Raw genomic sequence first — 15625 nt, forward strand, 5'->3', positions numbered from 1 at the left:
AAGCCATCTGCTTCTCCCCTGCGAAGGGGGAGAAGCAAAAATCTCAATTCTTCAATTTCGGATCCAACGCATCCCGTAATCCATCCCCCAGCAAATTAAACGCCAGTACGGTCAGAAAGATTGCCAGGCTCGGGAATATGGCGACGTGCGGTGCCATCACCATGTCGGCGCGGGCTTCGTTGAGCATCGCTCCCCACTCCGGCGTTGGCGGCTGTGCGCCCATGCCCAGGAACGACAGACTGGCGGCGGTGATGATCGAGGTACCGATACGCATGGTGAAATACACCACTATCGATGACAACGTGCCCGGCAGGATGTGGCGGAATAAAATCGTGGCGTCAGAGGCGCCAATGCTGCGCGCCGATTCAATATAGGTTTGCTGTTTGAGTACCAGCGTGTTGCCGCGCACCAGTCGCGCAAAGGCAGGAATGCTGAAAATCGCCACGGCAATAATCACGTTCGACATGCCATTGCCCATCACCGCCACGACGGCAATCGCCAGCAAAATACCGGGGAAAGCAAACAGGACGTCACAGACGCGCATGGTGATGCGATCCCACCAGCCTTCGTAATATCCCGCCAGCAAGCCGAATACCGTGCCGATTGCCGCGCCGAGCACCACAGAAAGGACACCAGCCGTCAGTGAAATCCGCGCACCCATCAGAATACGGCTGAAAATATCACGCCCCAGCGAATCCACACCCAGCCAGTGGATCAGCGACGGGCCTTCGTTCAGACGGTCGTAATCAAAATAATTTTCCGGGTCAAAGGGCACCAGCCACGGCGCAAGAATGGCCGCAGCAATCAGCAGCAGGATAAAAACTCCCGCAATCATCGCAATGTGCTGCCGTCGAAAACGACGCCAGAACGCTTTCCACGGTGTCCTTCCCGCCTGTGGTTGCACAGTTCCCGGCGTGATTACCGGTAAACCCGCGAGTACGGCATTTCGCCGCCAGTTTTTCATGCGCTTACTCACTTGTATCGGATGGAAGGGTTGATGACGGCGTACAGCATGTCCACCAGCAGATTGATGAGGATAAATTCCAGCGAGAACAACAGCACTTCTGCCTGAATCACCGGATAATCGCGCATCTCAACCGAATCGACCAGCAACCGCCCTAACCCCGGCCAGTTGAACACTTTCTCCACGACAATCGAACCGCCGAGCAGGAAGCCAAATTGCAGTCCCATCATAGTCACGACGGGGATCATCGCGTTACGCAGGCCATGTTTGACCACGACCACCGCTTCGTGCACGCCTTTGGCACGCGCAGTACGCATATAATCTTCCTGCATCACTTCGACAAAAGAGGCGCGGGTAAAGCGGGCCATGATCGCCGCCACCGCTGCACCGAGTGTGACAGAAGGGAGAATATAGTGCTGCCAGCTGTCAGCGCCCACCGTCGGCAACCAGCCCAGTTCAACAGAAAAGATTTGCATCAGCAGCATGCCCAGCGCGAAGGCCGGGAAGGAAATACCGGAAACGGCGAGCGCCATGCCCAGTCTGTCCGGCCAGCGGTTACGCCACACGGCGGATACCACGCCAATCACCAGCCCGAAAATCACCGACCACACCATGCTGGTCAGCGTCAGCCAAAAGGTCGGCATAAAGCGCGAACTGATTTCATCAATGACCGGGCGTTTTGAGACCATTGAGTGGCCGAAATCACCGGTCAGCGCATTGCCAAAGAAAGTGAAGAATTGCTGATAAAGCGGTTTATCCAGCCCCAAATCCTGACGCACCAGCGCCACTACGCTGGCATCGGCATCCTGCCCGGCCATCAGCCGCGCCGGATCGCCCGGCAGCAGATGCACAAATAAAAACACCAGCACGGCCACAATCAGCAGTGTCGGGATCAGTCCGAGTAATCGTTTTAAAAAATAATTAAGCATGATTCGCTGTCTGTGATTTCACGGTAGACATCCATGTTCCGGACCCGGAACACACGAGTTCAGGGCACGCACGCTGTGCGCCACGCGCCCTGAAAGCCTCACCGCCTGTTATTTCACATCTGCATCATCAAAACTGAACGCCGTATCGGGCATCACATAGAAGCCGGTCAGACGTTTGTTTTTGGCTGAAACCAGACGTTCAGTGACCAGGAACGCCCACGGCGCATCGCTCCAGATTTGCTTCTGGGCATCAGCGTACAGTTTAGCTTTCTCAGCTTTGTCAGTCGTTTTCAGCGCATCGGTCAAATCTTTATCCACCTGCGCATTGCTGTAGAACGCGGTATTGAACTGCTTCGGTGGCGCGGCCTGTGTGGAGAACAGCGGAGACAACGCCCAGTCTGCTTCACCGGTAGACGCCGACCAGCCGGTGTAGAACATGCGGATGCCCGCCTCTTTCTGCCCCACATTCTCAACCTGCGCAGCACGCTGTGCGGCGTCCATGGCGGTGACCGTCACTTTGATACCGACCTGTGCCAGTTGTTGCTGGGTGAACTGCAACACTTTTTGCGCGGTACTGTTGTTGTGTGAGGACCACAGCGTAGTGGTGAAACCATCCGGGTAACCGGCTTCTTTCAGCAATGCTTTGGCTTTTGCCGGATCATACGGCCACGGTTTAAATTTCGCGGCGTATTCGATGCCCTGCGGCAATGGCCCTTCAGACGGCACAGCATAACCGGCAAACGCCACTTTGATCAGCGCCTGCTTGTTAATCGCGTAGTTAATCGCCTCACGCACTTTCACATTATCGAACGGTTTTTGCGTGACATTGAAACTGATGTAGCGATGCAGAATCGACGGCGCCGTCACCAGATCCAGTTTGGCATTTTTCTCCAATAAGGCTGCCTGTTCGTAAGGCACCGGGAACGCCAGATCCGCTTCGCCGGTTTGCAGCATGGCTGCCCGGGTGTTGTTATCAGCCACCGGACGCCAGGTAATGGTATCGAGTTTCGGCTCACCTTTTTTCCAGTAACCGTCGAACTTCTTCACTTTCACAAAGTCAGTCTGGTTCCATTGTTCAAGCGTATACGGGCCGGTACCGACCGGATGGAAACCGATGTCTTTGCCGTATTTGGTCAGCGCCGCCGGGGAAATAATCACCGCAGACGGGTGCGCCAGAATGTTGATAAAGGCGGAGAACGGCGCTTTCAGCGTGATTTTCACCGTGGTGTCATCAACGGCTTCAGTGCTGGCGATATTTTTAAACAGGTTATAACGCTTGAGGTGACTGTCCGGGTTACTGGCACGATCAAAGTTGACCTTCACCGCCGCCGCATTGAAGTCAGTACCGTCCTGGAATTTGATGCCCGGATGCAGTTTGATGGTGTAAACCAGACCGTCTTTACTGACGGTATAGCTGTCCGCCAGAACGTTTTCCAGTTTCATATCTTTATCAAAGCCAAACAGCCCCTGATAGAAAGATTTGGCGACCGCCTGCGATAAGGTGTCGTTAGCGTCATACGGATCAAGCGAGGTGAAGTTAGAACCTACGGCGATAACCACGTCTTTTGCCGCCCATGCAGAAGCCGACGCCAGCGAACCGAAAACAGCGGCAGCGAGCACGGCCTGACGGACAACGTTCTTACCTTTAGATTTCTGCTGATTCATGTCAGTTCCTTTTCCTGTCTTACCCGTTTGTCTTACTAAGAATTGACGACTCAAAATAAGCCGCCACAAAAATCAGTAAATACCCGCAATCGTATGTCTGGCGACGAAATGGCCTTCGCCCACCTTCACCAATGGCATCACCACCGGGTCATCGTGCAGCCCGCGGATCGGGCTGGGGATTTCATCCACCAGCAGCGCCTGGTCTTTTCGCTTGTGCGCCGGATCGGCGACCGGTACAGCCGCCATCAGTTTGCGGGTATACGCATGTTGGGGTGTTTCAAATACCGCACGGCGCGAGCCGATTTCCACTATCTGCCCGAGATACATCACCGCCACGCGGTGGCTGATGCGTTCAACAACGGCCATATCGTGAGAAATAAACAAAAATGCCAGACCAAACTCTTTCTGCAAATCCATCAGCAGATTGATGATTTGCGCGCGGATAGACACATCCAGCGCCGAAACCGATTCATCGGCAATCACCACTTTTGGATTAAGGGCCAGCGCACGCGCAATGCAAATTCGCTGCCGCTGGCCGCCGGAAAACTCATGAGGATAGCGCTGCGCGTGTTCCGGCAGCAGTCCGACTTTTTCCAGCAACCACGCCACACGGGCTTCGGCTTCTGCGCCTTTTGCCAGATTGTGAACCAGCAGCGGTTCCATAATGGAATATCCTACCGTCAGGCGCGGATCGAGCGAGGCGTAGGGATCCTGAAAAATAAACTGGATATCACGGCGCAGATGTTGCAGTTCACTGCCGCCGATATCAGTCAGCGTCTGGCCGTTAAAGGTGATGGTGCCCCCCTGACTCTTCACCAGTTTTAGCAGCGAACGGCCGGTGGTGGATTTACCACAGCCTGACTCCCCCACCAGCGCCAGCGTTTCACCGGGATGCAAATCAAAACTGACTTTTTCCACGGCATGAACCCGGCGGGTCACGCGATTGAAAATGCCGCTGCGCAGGTCGAACCGCGTAACCAGATCACGCACCTGTAATATCGGGGGCACGCCTGGCGTCAGGGTGTTTTGAATCAGTTCCGGATCGCTTTCCTGTTGTGTGGGTGCCGGGAAGCGTGCGGGCAGCGGTTTACCCGCCATCGAACCGAGTTTTGGCACCGCCGCCAGCAACGTCTGGGTATAAGGCGCCTGCGGAGAACGGAATATCGCGTTCACTTCCCCCGTTTCCACACTGTTGCCCTGATGCATCACCAGCACACGATCAGCAATTTCGGCCACCACCCCCATGTCATGCGTGATAAAAATCACCCCCATCTGCATCTCTTTTTGCAGCACCCGGATCAGTTGCAGAATTTGCGCCTGAATGGTGACATCCAGCGCCGTGGTCGGTTCGTCGGCAATTAGCAACGCAGGTTTACAGGAGAGTGCCATCGCAATCATCACCCGCTGGCGCATACCGCCGGAAAGCTGATGCGGGTAACTGTCGAGAATATTTCTGGCTTCGGGAATCCGCACCAGATCCAGCATCCGTAATGCTTCCGCACGGGCTGCCCGGTGATCTTTATTTTGGTGCAAGCGGATCGATTCGGCGATTTGCTCCCCCACCGGGAAGACCGGATTGAGCGACGTCATCGGCTCCTGAAAAATCATCGCCATATCCGCGCCGCGCAGGTTACGCATGGCGGGCTGCGTGGCGTTCATCAGATCGACTATCTCACCGTTACGGCGGCGCAACTGCATTTCACCTTGTGAAATCTTCCCGCCGCCCTGTTCCACCAGCCGCATCAGCGCCAGTGAGGTCACTGATTTTCCGGAACCCGATTCGCCAACAATCGCCAGCGTTTCACCGCGTTTTACCTGAAAACTGAGATGACTGACCGCCTGAATGACCTGCCTTTCGTGGGCAAACTGCACGCTAAGCTGGCTGACGGCAAGCACGTGTTCGGGCGGCAGAATAAGAGGACCGTTCATCGGGCTGTTCATGAACGGTAAATGCTGACGACGGGCGCATCGCCCACACGGGCGAATCCACGGTACATGCCTTCGCTGTTGAAAGGCAGCACCACATTGCCAAATTTATCCACCGCAATCATCCCGCCGCTTCCCCCCAGGGGCAGCAGTTTTTCCTGCACAACTTTATGTGTGGCCTCTTCCAGTGAAAGGCCGGCGTATTCGATAAGCGCGGCCACATCATAGGCCGCCACCGTACGCATAAACACTTCGCCGGTACCGGTGCTGGAAATCGCCACCGTATTATTGCTGGCGTAACAACCTGCGCCAATAATCGGCGAATCGCCGACGCGTCCGGCCTGTTTGTTGGTCATACCGCCAGTGGATGTGGCTGCCGCCAGATTGCCCAGCGCATCCATCGCCACCGCACCGACGGTACCGAATTTATGTTCAGGATCCAGCGGGTCAGCGTCGTTAAGCGAAGCGCCGTCGTGATCGAGCATGACACCCTGATCAGAGGCGATGGCCCGCTGCAACTGATCGTAACGTTCCTGGGTGAAAAAATAGTCCGCCCCGACCATTTCCTGGCCGTGCTCGCAGGCAAAGGCTTCCGCCCCCGCCCCGGTGAACATCACATGCGGACTGACTTCCAAAATTTTGCGGGCGGTCAGGATCGGATTACGGATATGATTCACGCCACTGATGGCTCCGGCATCGAGCGTCCGGCCATCCATAATGCAGGCGTCTAACTCATGCGTGCCCTGATGGGTAAAAACAGCCCCTTTTCCCGCATTAAATAACGGACACTCTTCGAGCAGACGCACCGCCTCGGTGACCGCATCCAGTGCACTGCCGCCGGAGGCCAGAATAGCCTGTCCGCAAGTGACTATTCTCTCCAGTTCGGCTAAATAAAGTCGTTCTTTTTCAGCGCTCATTGCCGCGCGGGTAATCGCCCCTGCACCACCGTGGATCGCAATAACCGGCCGCTTCTTGTCCGAAACGGAAGCCGCTGAATTATCAGTAGAAAAACTCATTAGCGCTGCACCTTTCGATGTTGTATTTATGTATAGGAAAATGTTGAGCTGTTTTTGACTATATTTAGCCCGCAACAGTATGTAAAGCGGAAATGTCGCACCATCAAAAAGTCGCTAATTGCTTAGATTGTTTAGGAAAAACAAATGCTGCAATTGAATATACCTGCGGGACAAATGACCAAAGAACAGCAATAATAAACGTCTTAACTACGGATAAAAGCATCTCTGGATAAGCTTTCCGCCGCTTTTTTATTTTCTCTTTTTAGGAAATCAGTTTATGGAAACTGTTTATAACCGCCGTCGGATTAATGTGATCTCATGGCTCAGCTATTTCTTTACCGGTGGACTGGTTTCCACTCTGGGCATTGTTATCGGGCCGGTGGCTACGGCATTTAACAAAGATCCGGGCTTTATCGGTCAAATGTTTTCCTTAATGAACATTGGCCTGTTCCTGCCCATTATGATCAGCGGCATTCTGATGCGTAAGTTTGATCTGGGCAAACAACTGATGACCGGCTCTTTCATTTCCGTGCTGGTGTGTATCGCGCTGTTTATCATGCCGTCTATTACACTGTTCGGCGTGGGTGTGTTCCTGATCGGCGCCACGGCGGGCCTGATGATGTCTATCGGCAGCTATCTGGTCGTACGTATTAATGACGATCCGAAAAAACGTTCCGCGAACCTGATCTTTACCGACTTCTTCTTCGCGCTTTCCGGTATGACGCTGTCGCTGGTGCTGGGTTTCCTGTTCAAACATGGCGCAAGCTGGCTGGCGATGTACGGCATCATGGGTGTCCTGAGCCTGCTGATGATTTTACTGTGCGCGGGTCAGAAATTCCCGAATGTTCCGCAACCGGTTAAAAACGAATCGACGCACAACGTGGTGAAAGAGCCATGGGGCATCGCGGTATTCTTCCTGTGTATTGCGCTGTTTGCTTTTGTCTTTACCGAGCTGGTCTTCACGCTGTGGATGCCAAGCTGGCTGCATGAGCACTTCAATATGGAAACGGACCGTGCCGCGATTTACATCACCACCTACTGGATGGTGAAAGCGATTGGCCTGTTCCTGAACCAGTTCACCGTGCGTTTCGTGAAACTGCGTACTTTCCTGCTGATTTCCGTGATTGTCGGCATGGCAAGCCTGGCGGTGCTGACCACCAGCAATTCGCCGACGCTGGTGCTCGTCGCGGTGGGTCTGTTCGGTTTCTGTAACTCAGGAATGTTCTCCGGTCTGATGAGCTACGGCAGCCTGCAGGTGAAAAACTCCCCGCCAACGCTGACCTCTGCGCTGCTGACCACCAGTTCCGTCGGCACGCTGATTTTCGCGTCCTTCTCGTCTTTCATCTACAACGAATACGGTTTGTTCTGGGCGCTGAATATCGCGACCATTTCCTATGCGTTGCTGGTGCTGATGGTGGTACTTGCCGGCCTGAAGAGCAAAGCAGAGAGAATTAACCACGAAGTCAGTGCACACTGAAAACGTTGTTTGAGTAATAAAAATCCGACCTCATTTTTGCGGTCGGATTTTTTGTCTCCATCCGTTCGATAATATATACACACCTCGAAACAATATTATCACCCCCTATTATTTAATCCCCATTATTCATTACGTTAACGCCCACATATTACACATTCATAAACATCTTAAATTAAGCATACCTTAATATACAATTAATAACTTAAAAAATAAATATGCGTAAAATGTCCGCCAGACTCTTTAAAAAATTCTGACGGGACGAAATATAAAATGGGAAATAATCCGGAAAAATGGAAAACTGTAGCACTTAGATTAATAAAGCTGACCCCTCTGGCGATATCTATCTCTCTGGCTAATTACGCGCTTGCAACAGATATTAGTGATAAAGATGAATTTGGCAATGTGACAAATTTACCCGTGTTAGATATCAGCGGAATGGTCCCCTTTGACCTTTCCACCGAAGGGTATCTGGATGGCGTAAATGCAACCACCTGGTCGGAAGGCATCACTTCCAGTATTCCTGCCTTTTATATTCATGATGGTGGCGCACTGACACAGTCAGTTGCGGCACCGGTGACGATCACCACTCAGGGCTCTTTAACTGATGCGATGCTCATTAACCGTGGCGGAAGCGTTGATTTACTCGGACCGCTTATTATCAACACTTACGGCCAAAGTAAAGGCATTATGATGGAAGGAATAGGAACCTCTTTCCTTTCTAAAAATGATGTTACCATAAATACCTATAATAACAGCACCCCCGGATTCACGGTGAATAATAATGCCACCGCGACGATTGCCGGCACTCTGTATATTAATTCAATGCAGAACGGCTCTGATGGTCTGGTTATCCAGAATGGGGCAAAGGGCACAATCAATAAAGTCAATATCACTACTGCGGGTGATTATTCAGAAGGCATTATTTTAAACAACATCAATTCCAGTCTGCACAAGAGGAACGACGTTCTTATCACGGGAAGTGGTAGCACAGTGACCACCCACGGTAAGCATACCAATGCCTTATATGCAGAAGATAACGGATTTATTCTGTTTTCTAATGACGCGATAATTACCACGACGGGCGAGGACTCGCGGGCGATTTATTCCACCCGTAATGCCGGTGTATTAATGAATGGAGGTTCTGCTAATACAGAATATGCAGGCAGTACGGCGATCGAAAGTAATCAAAACAGCTACGTCACCTTAGTGAACACTGACATCCATTCCGCAGGCACGGCGATAAGCTCAAACGACAACTCTGTTATCTCGGTATTCAATGGCAATATCAGCAGCGGCAATACCACCAGCGGCATAGAAATCAGTCATCAGGGCAACGTTAACCTTAACCAGGTCGTGATGGAAAATGCACTGTCGGACCAACCGCTGGTTGACCTGATCACTTCCTACGCCACACCTGATTATGCCTACGGTGGCACACTGGACGTCAAAAACTCCCGGCTTGCGGGTAAAACCCAGGGCGTACACGCCACCGAAGGCGAATGGGCCGTCACACTGGATAACAGTTCCCTGAATGCCGCCGATGCCTTTGTCGTTGCCGGAAGCAACAGCAACCAGATTGCCGACCTTTCGGTCAACGCCAGCAACGGCAGCATCATTAACGGTAACCTTATTGCGCTAAGCGCAGATGAAGACCCGATCGCCAGCCAGCTGACGCTCAATTTGCTTAACTCAACCTGGCAAGGCAGCGCGATGAATGGCACGGAATTTTCTTCTGCTTCTGCCGGTACGATTAATATTGATGCTCAGGACAGTCAGTGGCTGATGACCGATTCCTCGCGCATCGACTCACTCAACATGAATAACGCCAGCGTTCAGTTTTCCGGACAAGGTGATTATAAAACGCTGGAAACGCACAATCTGTCAGGCAAGGGTACGTTCTTTATGAATACGTCGCTGGAGCAGGATGCGCAGGGAAACAGCACTGGCGATCTCATTCATGTTACGGGCAACGCGTCCGGGCAGTTCGGATTACATATCTCTGCGTCGGGTAAGGCAGCACAGACAATTAACGACGGAATACGTGTCGCTCAGATTGATGATGCCAGCCGTCATAATGGCCTGTTCAGTCTGGAAAACAGCGTCAGTATCGGCGCTTACGACTATTATCTTTTTGAAGGGAGCAAGGATGCCACCGGCGATATGAATGACTGGTATCTGCGCGCTGAAATCCCAACACCTGACGCGCCGGTTCCTGATGTCCCAACGCCAGATAATCCGACACCGGATGTTCCTGCGCCTGCCCCGGCTACACCAGACACTTACCGTGGCGAAATCCCCAGTTATATCGCAGCACCTTATCTGAACTTGTATTATGGCATGCGTATTGCTGGCACGCTGCACGAGCGTATGGGCGATACAGAAACCTATGGCAAAGGCTACAACAATCGCGCATGGGCGAGAACCGGCGGAGAACACACTTCCTTCGATGCGGGACGTTTTGGGTACGACAGTGATTACTGGTTCGCGCAATTCGGAACCGACTTATATCAGGATGAACTGAAAAACGGCACACGCGTCCACGCTGGCATCATGGCGACATTGGGCAACCAGAGTACCGACACGCAGGATCAGGTGCGCACGTTGGCGGGGAAAAGTGCGGATGCTGGCTCAGTGCGCAGTGATGCCTACAGCGTTGGCAGCTATTACACCCGATATGCACAAGATGGCGCTTACGTTGACCTTGTCGGCCAGTTCACCTGGTATCGTAACCAGTATGAGAGCCTGCATGATACGAAACAGGACAGCTACGGCGTATTGCTTTCTGCTGAAGCAGGTCAACCCTATGCCGTCAGCACCAACTGGAAAATCGAACCTCAGGGGCAGATCATTTATCAGTATCTGAATTCAGAAGATTTCAGCGATGAAATTTCTGATATCTCTGGCGTTTCTGTCAATCAGGGCACAGCGCGTGCCGGGTTGCGTTTGTTACGCGACCAGGCAGAAGATAAAGCCAGTGAAAAATTCAAACCTTACCTGACCGCCGACGTACTGAGTAATTTCTCGGATTCACCGGATATCAATGTCGGCGGAATCGATGTCAGTACAACGGATTTTTCCGATCAATACTGGCAGACCGGCGCGGGCATGACGGCGCAACTCGCACCGAATACCTCGGTGTATGCTGATGTGAAATACGTCAAAGGGTTTGACGGCGATATGGAAGGCTACGTCGGCCATATTGGGATCCAGGGGCGTTTTTAATTCAGGTCTCTGAATCACACGCATAAAAAAGGGAAGGCATCAAAGCCTTCCCTTTTCTTATTTCGTTGCTGCGTTTAAAGCTGCGGGCAACGCTGCAAACTGTTTAGCCAGGATGTTTCAGGCTGAGCGGCCAGACGACGCGCACGTCCGTGGCGGCGCAAAATCAATCCTTTGTCCTGCATTTCACTCAGATCGCGTCTGATCGTTTCGAGACTTACATCCAGCGATTGTGCCAGTTCGCTTACCTGTAGCACTTCATGTTGTTCAACCAACTGAAGGATGGCCTGATGGCGATTTTTTTTAAGCACCGGTTATTCCTGTTTATATGACAGTTATGTGACGAAGGTCACAAATAACGGTAACTATAATACCTGCGTTACATTGTTAATTTTGGGATCGATCTCAATTTTTCAGGAATCCGCGCAGAATTTTTACGCCTTCGGCGCTTTTTGGTTCGCTGCGTTTCTCTGTCATACTATGCGCATGCTCCATTTCCCTGCCCGGCACCGCTGAAAATACCTGCTACGCCGGGACGAATGACTAAGGATTTTTTATGGAATTCAATACTGCCGGTCTGATCTCACTTGACGAAGCGCTGGATAAAATGCGCGACTGTGTACCGCCTAAAACAAGTCAGGAGGCCGAATCCCTGCCACTTGCTGGCGCCGCGGGCCGCATAACCGCCGCACCGGTGCTTTCACCGGTTTTTGTGCCACCTTTTGATAACTCCGCGATGGATGGCTATGCCGTACGTTGCACAGACTTGCACGACGGCGCGGTGTTCCCGGTCGCGGGCAAAGCCTTTGCCGGTGCGCCTTTTCATGGCGAATGGCCTGCCGGAACCTGTATCCGCATCATGACCGGTGCGCCAGTTCCCGCCGGTGCCGATGCAGTAATCATGCAGGAACAGGCTGAAGTTTCAGATGCAGGAGTACGTTTCACTGCAACAGCGCAAAAAGGCCAGAATATCCGCCTGACCGGAGACGACATTAAACAGGGCGACAGCGTGCTGCCTGCCGGTGTACGGCTCGGTGCGGCAGAATTACCGCTGCTGGCCTCACTGGGCGTCACCCACGTCAAGGTGTGGAAACCGCTGAAAGTCGCCGTATTCTCCACCGGCGATGAACTGCAACCGGTGGGAACGCCTTTGCAGGAGGGGCAGATTTACGATACCAACCGTTTCGCTGTGCGCCTGATGCTGGAACAACTGGGCTGTACCGTCCTGGATTTAGGCATTATTCGCGATAATCCCCTGGCGCTGCGTAAAGCCTTCGAAGAAGCCAATGCGTTTGCCGATCTGGTGATTTCCAGCGGCGGCGTATCGGTCGGTGAAGCCGATTACACTAAACAGATTCTGGATGAACTGGGTGAAATTGGTTTCTGGAAGCTTGCCATGAAACCGGGCAAACCTTTTGCTTTCGGTAAACTGGAAAGCAGCTGGTTCTGCGGTTTGCCGGGGAATCCGGTGTCGGCAGCACTGACGTTTTATCAGCTGGTTCAGCCATTTATTGCACAGTTGTCCGGCCATACGGCCTGGCAGTTCCCGCCACGCCTGAAGGCAAAAGCGGTGACACCCTTGAAAAAATCCCCCGGACGTCTCGATTTCCAGCGCGGTATTTTCAGCACCAGCGCCGAAGGACAACTGGAAGTGCGCACCACCGGCCATCAGGGTTCGCACGTATTCAGCTCATTCAGCCAGGCCAACTGTTTTATCGTGCTTGAACGCGGGCGCGGTAACGTGGCCGCAGGCGAAATCGTTGAAATCGAACCGTTTAACGCCCTGCTGCGGAGCTGAACATGCCTCAACTGCCGGAACTGACGGACGCTGAAACCCTGCGTTATAACCGCCAGATCGTTCTGAAAGGGTTTGATTTTGACGGCCAGGAACAACTGAAAGCCAGTCATGCGCTGATTGTCGGACTGGGCGGTTTAGGCTGTGCCGCTGCGCAATATCTGGCGGCGGCTGGCACCGGTACGTTAACGCTACTGGATTTCGACACGGTCTCGCTGTCAAACCTGCAACGCCAGACGCTGCATACTGACGCCCGGATCGGCATGTCGAAAGTGGAATCCGCCGCAATGGCGCTGGCGGCAATCAATCCGCACATCGTCATTCATCAGATTAATACACAGGCCAGCGACGACATGCTGCGTGACCTGATCGCCGCCTGCGACGTGGTGGTCGATTGCACCGACAACGTCACCACGCGCAATCAGCTGAACGGTGAATGTTACGCGCAGAAAAAACCGCTGGTTTCCGGGGCCGCCATCCGCATGGAAGGCCAGCTCAGCGTGTTCACTTATCAGCCGCAGGAACCCTGCTACCGCTGCCTGAGCCGGTTATTCGGTGAAAACGCCCTGACCTGTGTGGAAGCCGGTGTGATGGCACCTTTAGTCGGCACCATCGGCAGTTTGCAGGCGATGGAAACCATCAAACTGCTGACAAAATTTGGTGAAACCCCGCGCGGAAAACTGCTGATGTTCGACGCCATGACGTTGCAGTTCCGCGAAATGAAACTGATGAAAGACCCGCATTGTGAAGTGTGTGGGGATTGTTGAATCAGTAAATTCAGACACAAAAAAACCGCCTTTATCGGCGGTTTTCTATTTTTTATGACACCCAAAACAATTCGCAAAATCATTCGCGTTGTATCAAGGCGGCAACTGCACGAATCCCCGGGAGCTTACATCGGTAAGTGACCGGGGTGAGTAAAGGCAGCCAACGCCGAGACAACGTGAAGGATGCAGCGAATTAACTATTGATGCCCTGGCTACGCAGATAATCTTCGTAATTACCCGAGAAATCAATCACGCGGGTCGGCGTCATTTCCAGAATACGGGTTGCCAGCGAGCTGACAAACTCACGGTCGTGGGAAACGAAGATCAGCGTACCTTCATACATTTCCAGCGCCATGTTCAGTGACTCGATGGATTCCATATCAAGGTGGTTGGTTGGTTCATCCATAATCAGGATGTTCGGACGTTGCATCATCAGTTTCCCGAATAACATACGACCTTTTTCACCACCGGAAAGTACTTTCACTTTCTTCTTGATATCGTCCTGACCGAACAGCAGACGGCCTAACACACCGCGTACGGCCTGCTCGTCGTCTTTCTCGGATTTCCACTGGCTCATCCAGTCAAACACGTTCAGGGTGTCATCGAATTCATATTCGTGATCCTGCGCGTAATAACCGATCTTGGCGTTTTCAGACCATTTTACTGAACCGCTTTCCGGTTCATGCTCACCGACCAGCGTTTTCAGCAGCGTTGATTTACCGATACCGTTGGCACCCAGAATCGCGACTTTCTCGCCCACTTCAAGCATCAGGCCGAGATTTTTAAACAGCGGACCGTTGTCGAAACCTTTGGTGATTTTTTCCACTTCCAGCGCATTACGGAACAATTTCTTGTCCTGCTCGAAGCGCATGTAAGGGTTCTGACGGCTGGATGCTTTGATTTCATCAAGCTGAATTTTATCAATCTGACGGGCACGGGAAGTCGCCTGTTTAGATTTGGAGGCGTTCGCGCTGAAGCGGCTGACGAACGATTGCAGTTCAGCAATCTGTGCTTTCTTCTTGGCGTTATTGGCGCTGAGAAGTTCACGAGCCTGCGTCGCCGCCGTCATGTATTCATCGTAGTTGCCCGGATAAACACGCAGTTCGCCATAGTCGAGATCCGCCATGTGCGTACACACCATGTTCAGGAAGTGACGGTCATGGGAAATGATGATCATGGTGCTGTTACGTTCGTTCAGCACCTGCTCCAGCCAGCGAATAGTATCGATGTCCAGGTTGTTCGTCGGTTCGTCGAGCAGCAGGATTTCCGGATCGGAGAACAGCGCCTGCGCCAGCAAAACACGCAGTTTAAAGCCCGGGGCGATTTCGCTCATCGGGCCATAATGTTGCTCGACAGGGATCCCCACGCCCAGCAGCAATTCACCCGCACGGGATTCTGCGCTGTAGCCGTCCATTTCGCCGTAAGCGACTTCCAGATCAGCCACTTTGTAGCCGTCTTCTTCGCTCATTTCCGCCATCGCGTAAATACGGTCGCGCTCTTCCTTCACTTCCCACAATTCGGTGTGGCCCATGATAACGGTGTCCAGCACACTGAACTGTTCGAAGGCGAACTGATCCTGGCGCAATTTACCCAGACGCTCGTTCGGGTCCAGCACAACGTTACCGCCAGAAGGCACTAAGTCGCCACCGAGGATCTTCATGAAAGTGGACTTGCCACAACCGTTCGCGCCAATCAGGCCGTAACGGTTACCGCCGCCAAATTTCACGTTAATATTTTCAAATAACGGCTTGCTGCCGAATTGCATGGTGATGTTGTAAGTACTTAGCACAACGCTCGCTCTTAATTGGGAAATGTGATTTGGCGCGCATTATGCCACAACAGCGCGTCAGGATCGCCTGTAGTTGTG

The 15625-nt window shown here is 52.7% G+C and carries 11 protein-coding genes; 4 read left to right on the plus strand and 7 right to left on the minus strand.

Features of this window, described 5'->3' with window-relative positions; genetic code table 11:
* Positions 1-43: 43 nt before the first annotated feature.
* From gsiD to ABIC79_RS04595, 5 genes are all read right to left on the minus strand, one after another.
* Entirely contained in the window at positions 44-964 is a 921-nt protein-coding gene (gsiD, locus tag ABIC79_RS04575) for a glutathione ABC transporter permease GsiD (RefSeq protein WP_013574736.1), read from the minus strand.
* An 8-nt stretch (positions 965-972) separates the two neighbouring features.
* Complete coding sequence (gene gsiC, locus ABIC79_RS04580) at positions 973-1893, minus strand: glutathione ABC transporter permease GsiC (protein ID WP_015689564.1); 921 nt, start codon at positions 1891-1893, stop codon at positions 973-975.
* A gap of 108 nt (positions 1894-2001) precedes the next feature.
* Positions 2002-3558 carry a glutathione ABC transporter substrate-binding protein GsiB gene (gene gsiB, locus ABIC79_RS04585; protein ID WP_112198003.1) on the minus strand — a complete coding sequence of 519 codons (1557 nt, stop codon included), beginning with the start codon at positions 3556-3558 and terminating at the stop codon, positions 2002-2004.
* Positions 3559-3630: 72 nt separating this feature from the next.
* Positions 3631-5499 carry a dipeptide ABC transporter ATP-binding protein gene (locus ABIC79_RS04590; protein ID WP_013574733.1) on the minus strand — a complete coding sequence of 623 codons (1869 nt, stop codon included), beginning with the start codon at positions 5497-5499 and terminating at the stop codon, positions 3631-3633.
* A complete protein-coding gene (locus ABIC79_RS04595) occupies positions 5496-6500 on the minus strand; it encodes an isoaspartyl peptidase/L-asparaginase family protein (RefSeq protein WP_354566589.1) in 1005 nt (334 codons plus the stop codon). The genes ABIC79_RS04590 and ABIC79_RS04595 overlap by 4 nt, the downstream gene beginning before the upstream one ends.
* Positions 6501-6777: 277 nt before the next feature.
* On the opposite strand from ABIC79_RS04595, the gene tsgA reads away from it, so the two are divergent.
* Entirely contained in the window at positions 6778-7977 is a 1200-nt protein-coding gene (tsgA, locus tag ABIC79_RS04600; protein ID WP_013574731.1) for an MFS transporter TsgA, read from the plus strand.
* Positions 7978-8379: 402 nt separating this feature from the next.
* Positions 8380-11199 (plus strand): autotransporter family protein, encoded by a 2820-nt coding sequence (locus tag ABIC79_RS04605; RefSeq protein ID WP_240966955.1) that lies wholly within the window; start codon positions 8380-8382, stop codon positions 11197-11199.
* Positions 11200-11273: 74 nt separating this feature from the next.
* Here ABIC79_RS04605 and ABIC79_RS04610 read toward each other — a convergent pair whose 3' ends face one another.
* Positions 11274-11507: a DeoR family transcriptional regulator gene (locus tag ABIC79_RS04610; RefSeq protein WP_013574728.1), complete on the minus strand. Its 234-nt coding sequence runs from the start codon at positions 11505-11507 to the stop codon at positions 11274-11276.
* A gap of 245 nt (positions 11508-11752) precedes the next feature.
* On the opposite strand from ABIC79_RS04610, the gene moeA reads away from it, so the two are divergent.
* Positions 11753-12994 carry a molybdopterin molybdotransferase MoeA gene (gene moeA / locus ABIC79_RS04615; protein ID WP_112151161.1) on the plus strand — a complete coding sequence of 414 codons (1242 nt, stop codon included), beginning with the start codon at positions 11753-11755 and terminating at the stop codon, positions 12992-12994.
* Positions 12995-12996: 2 nt separating this feature from the next.
* Positions 12997-13758 (plus strand): molybdopterin-synthase adenylyltransferase MoeB, encoded by a 762-nt coding sequence (gene moeB, locus ABIC79_RS04620; protein WP_112151162.1) that lies wholly within the window; start codon positions 12997-12999, stop codon positions 13756-13758.
* 193 nt (positions 13759-13951) lie between these two features.
* Here moeB and ABIC79_RS04625 read toward each other — a convergent pair whose 3' ends face one another.
* On the minus strand, positions 13952-15547 hold the full coding sequence (locus ABIC79_RS04625; protein ID WP_013574725.1) for an ABC-F family ATPase: 1596 nt from the start codon (positions 15545-15547) through the stop codon (positions 13952-13954).
* Between the last annotated feature and the right edge of the window lie 78 nt (positions 15548-15625).

The organism is Rahnella sp. 2050 (assembly GCF_040544515.1).
Taxonomy (GTDB): Bacteria; Pseudomonadota; Gammaproteobacteria; order Enterobacterales; family Enterobacteriaceae; genus Rahnella; species Rahnella aceris.

What these genes read in the sequence shown, in the direction of transcription:
- gsiD (WP_013574736.1), bottom strand. Translation starts at nt 964, where the DNA reads ATGAAAAACTGGCGGCGAAATGCCGTACTCGCGGGTTTACCGGTAATC.
- gsiC (WP_015689564.1), bottom strand. Translation starts at nt 1,893, where the DNA reads ATGCTTAATTATTTTTTAAAACGATTACTCGGACTGATCCCGACACTG.
- gsiB (WP_112198003.1), bottom strand. Translation starts at nt 3,558, where the DNA reads ATGAATCAGCAGAAATCTAAAGGTAAGAACGTTGTCCGTCAGGCCGTG.
- ABIC79_RS04590 (WP_013574733.1), bottom strand. Translation starts at nt 5,499, where the DNA reads ATGAACAGCCCGATGAACGGTCCTCTTATTCTGCCGCCCGAACACGTG.
- ABIC79_RS04595 (WP_354566589.1), bottom strand. Translation starts at nt 6,500, where the DNA reads ATGAGTTTTTCTACTGATAATTCAGCGGCTTCCGTTTCGGACAAGAAG.
- tsgA (WP_013574731.1), top strand. Translation starts at nt 6,778, where the DNA reads ATGGAAACTGTTTATAACCGCCGTCGGATTAATGTGATCTCATGGCTC.
- moeA (WP_112151161.1), top strand. Translation starts at nt 11,753, where the DNA reads ATGGAATTCAATACTGCCGGTCTGATCTCACTTGACGAAGCGCTGGAT.
- moeB (WP_112151162.1), top strand. Translation starts at nt 12,997, where the DNA reads ATGCCTCAACTGCCGGAACTGACGGACGCTGAAACCCTGCGTTATAAC.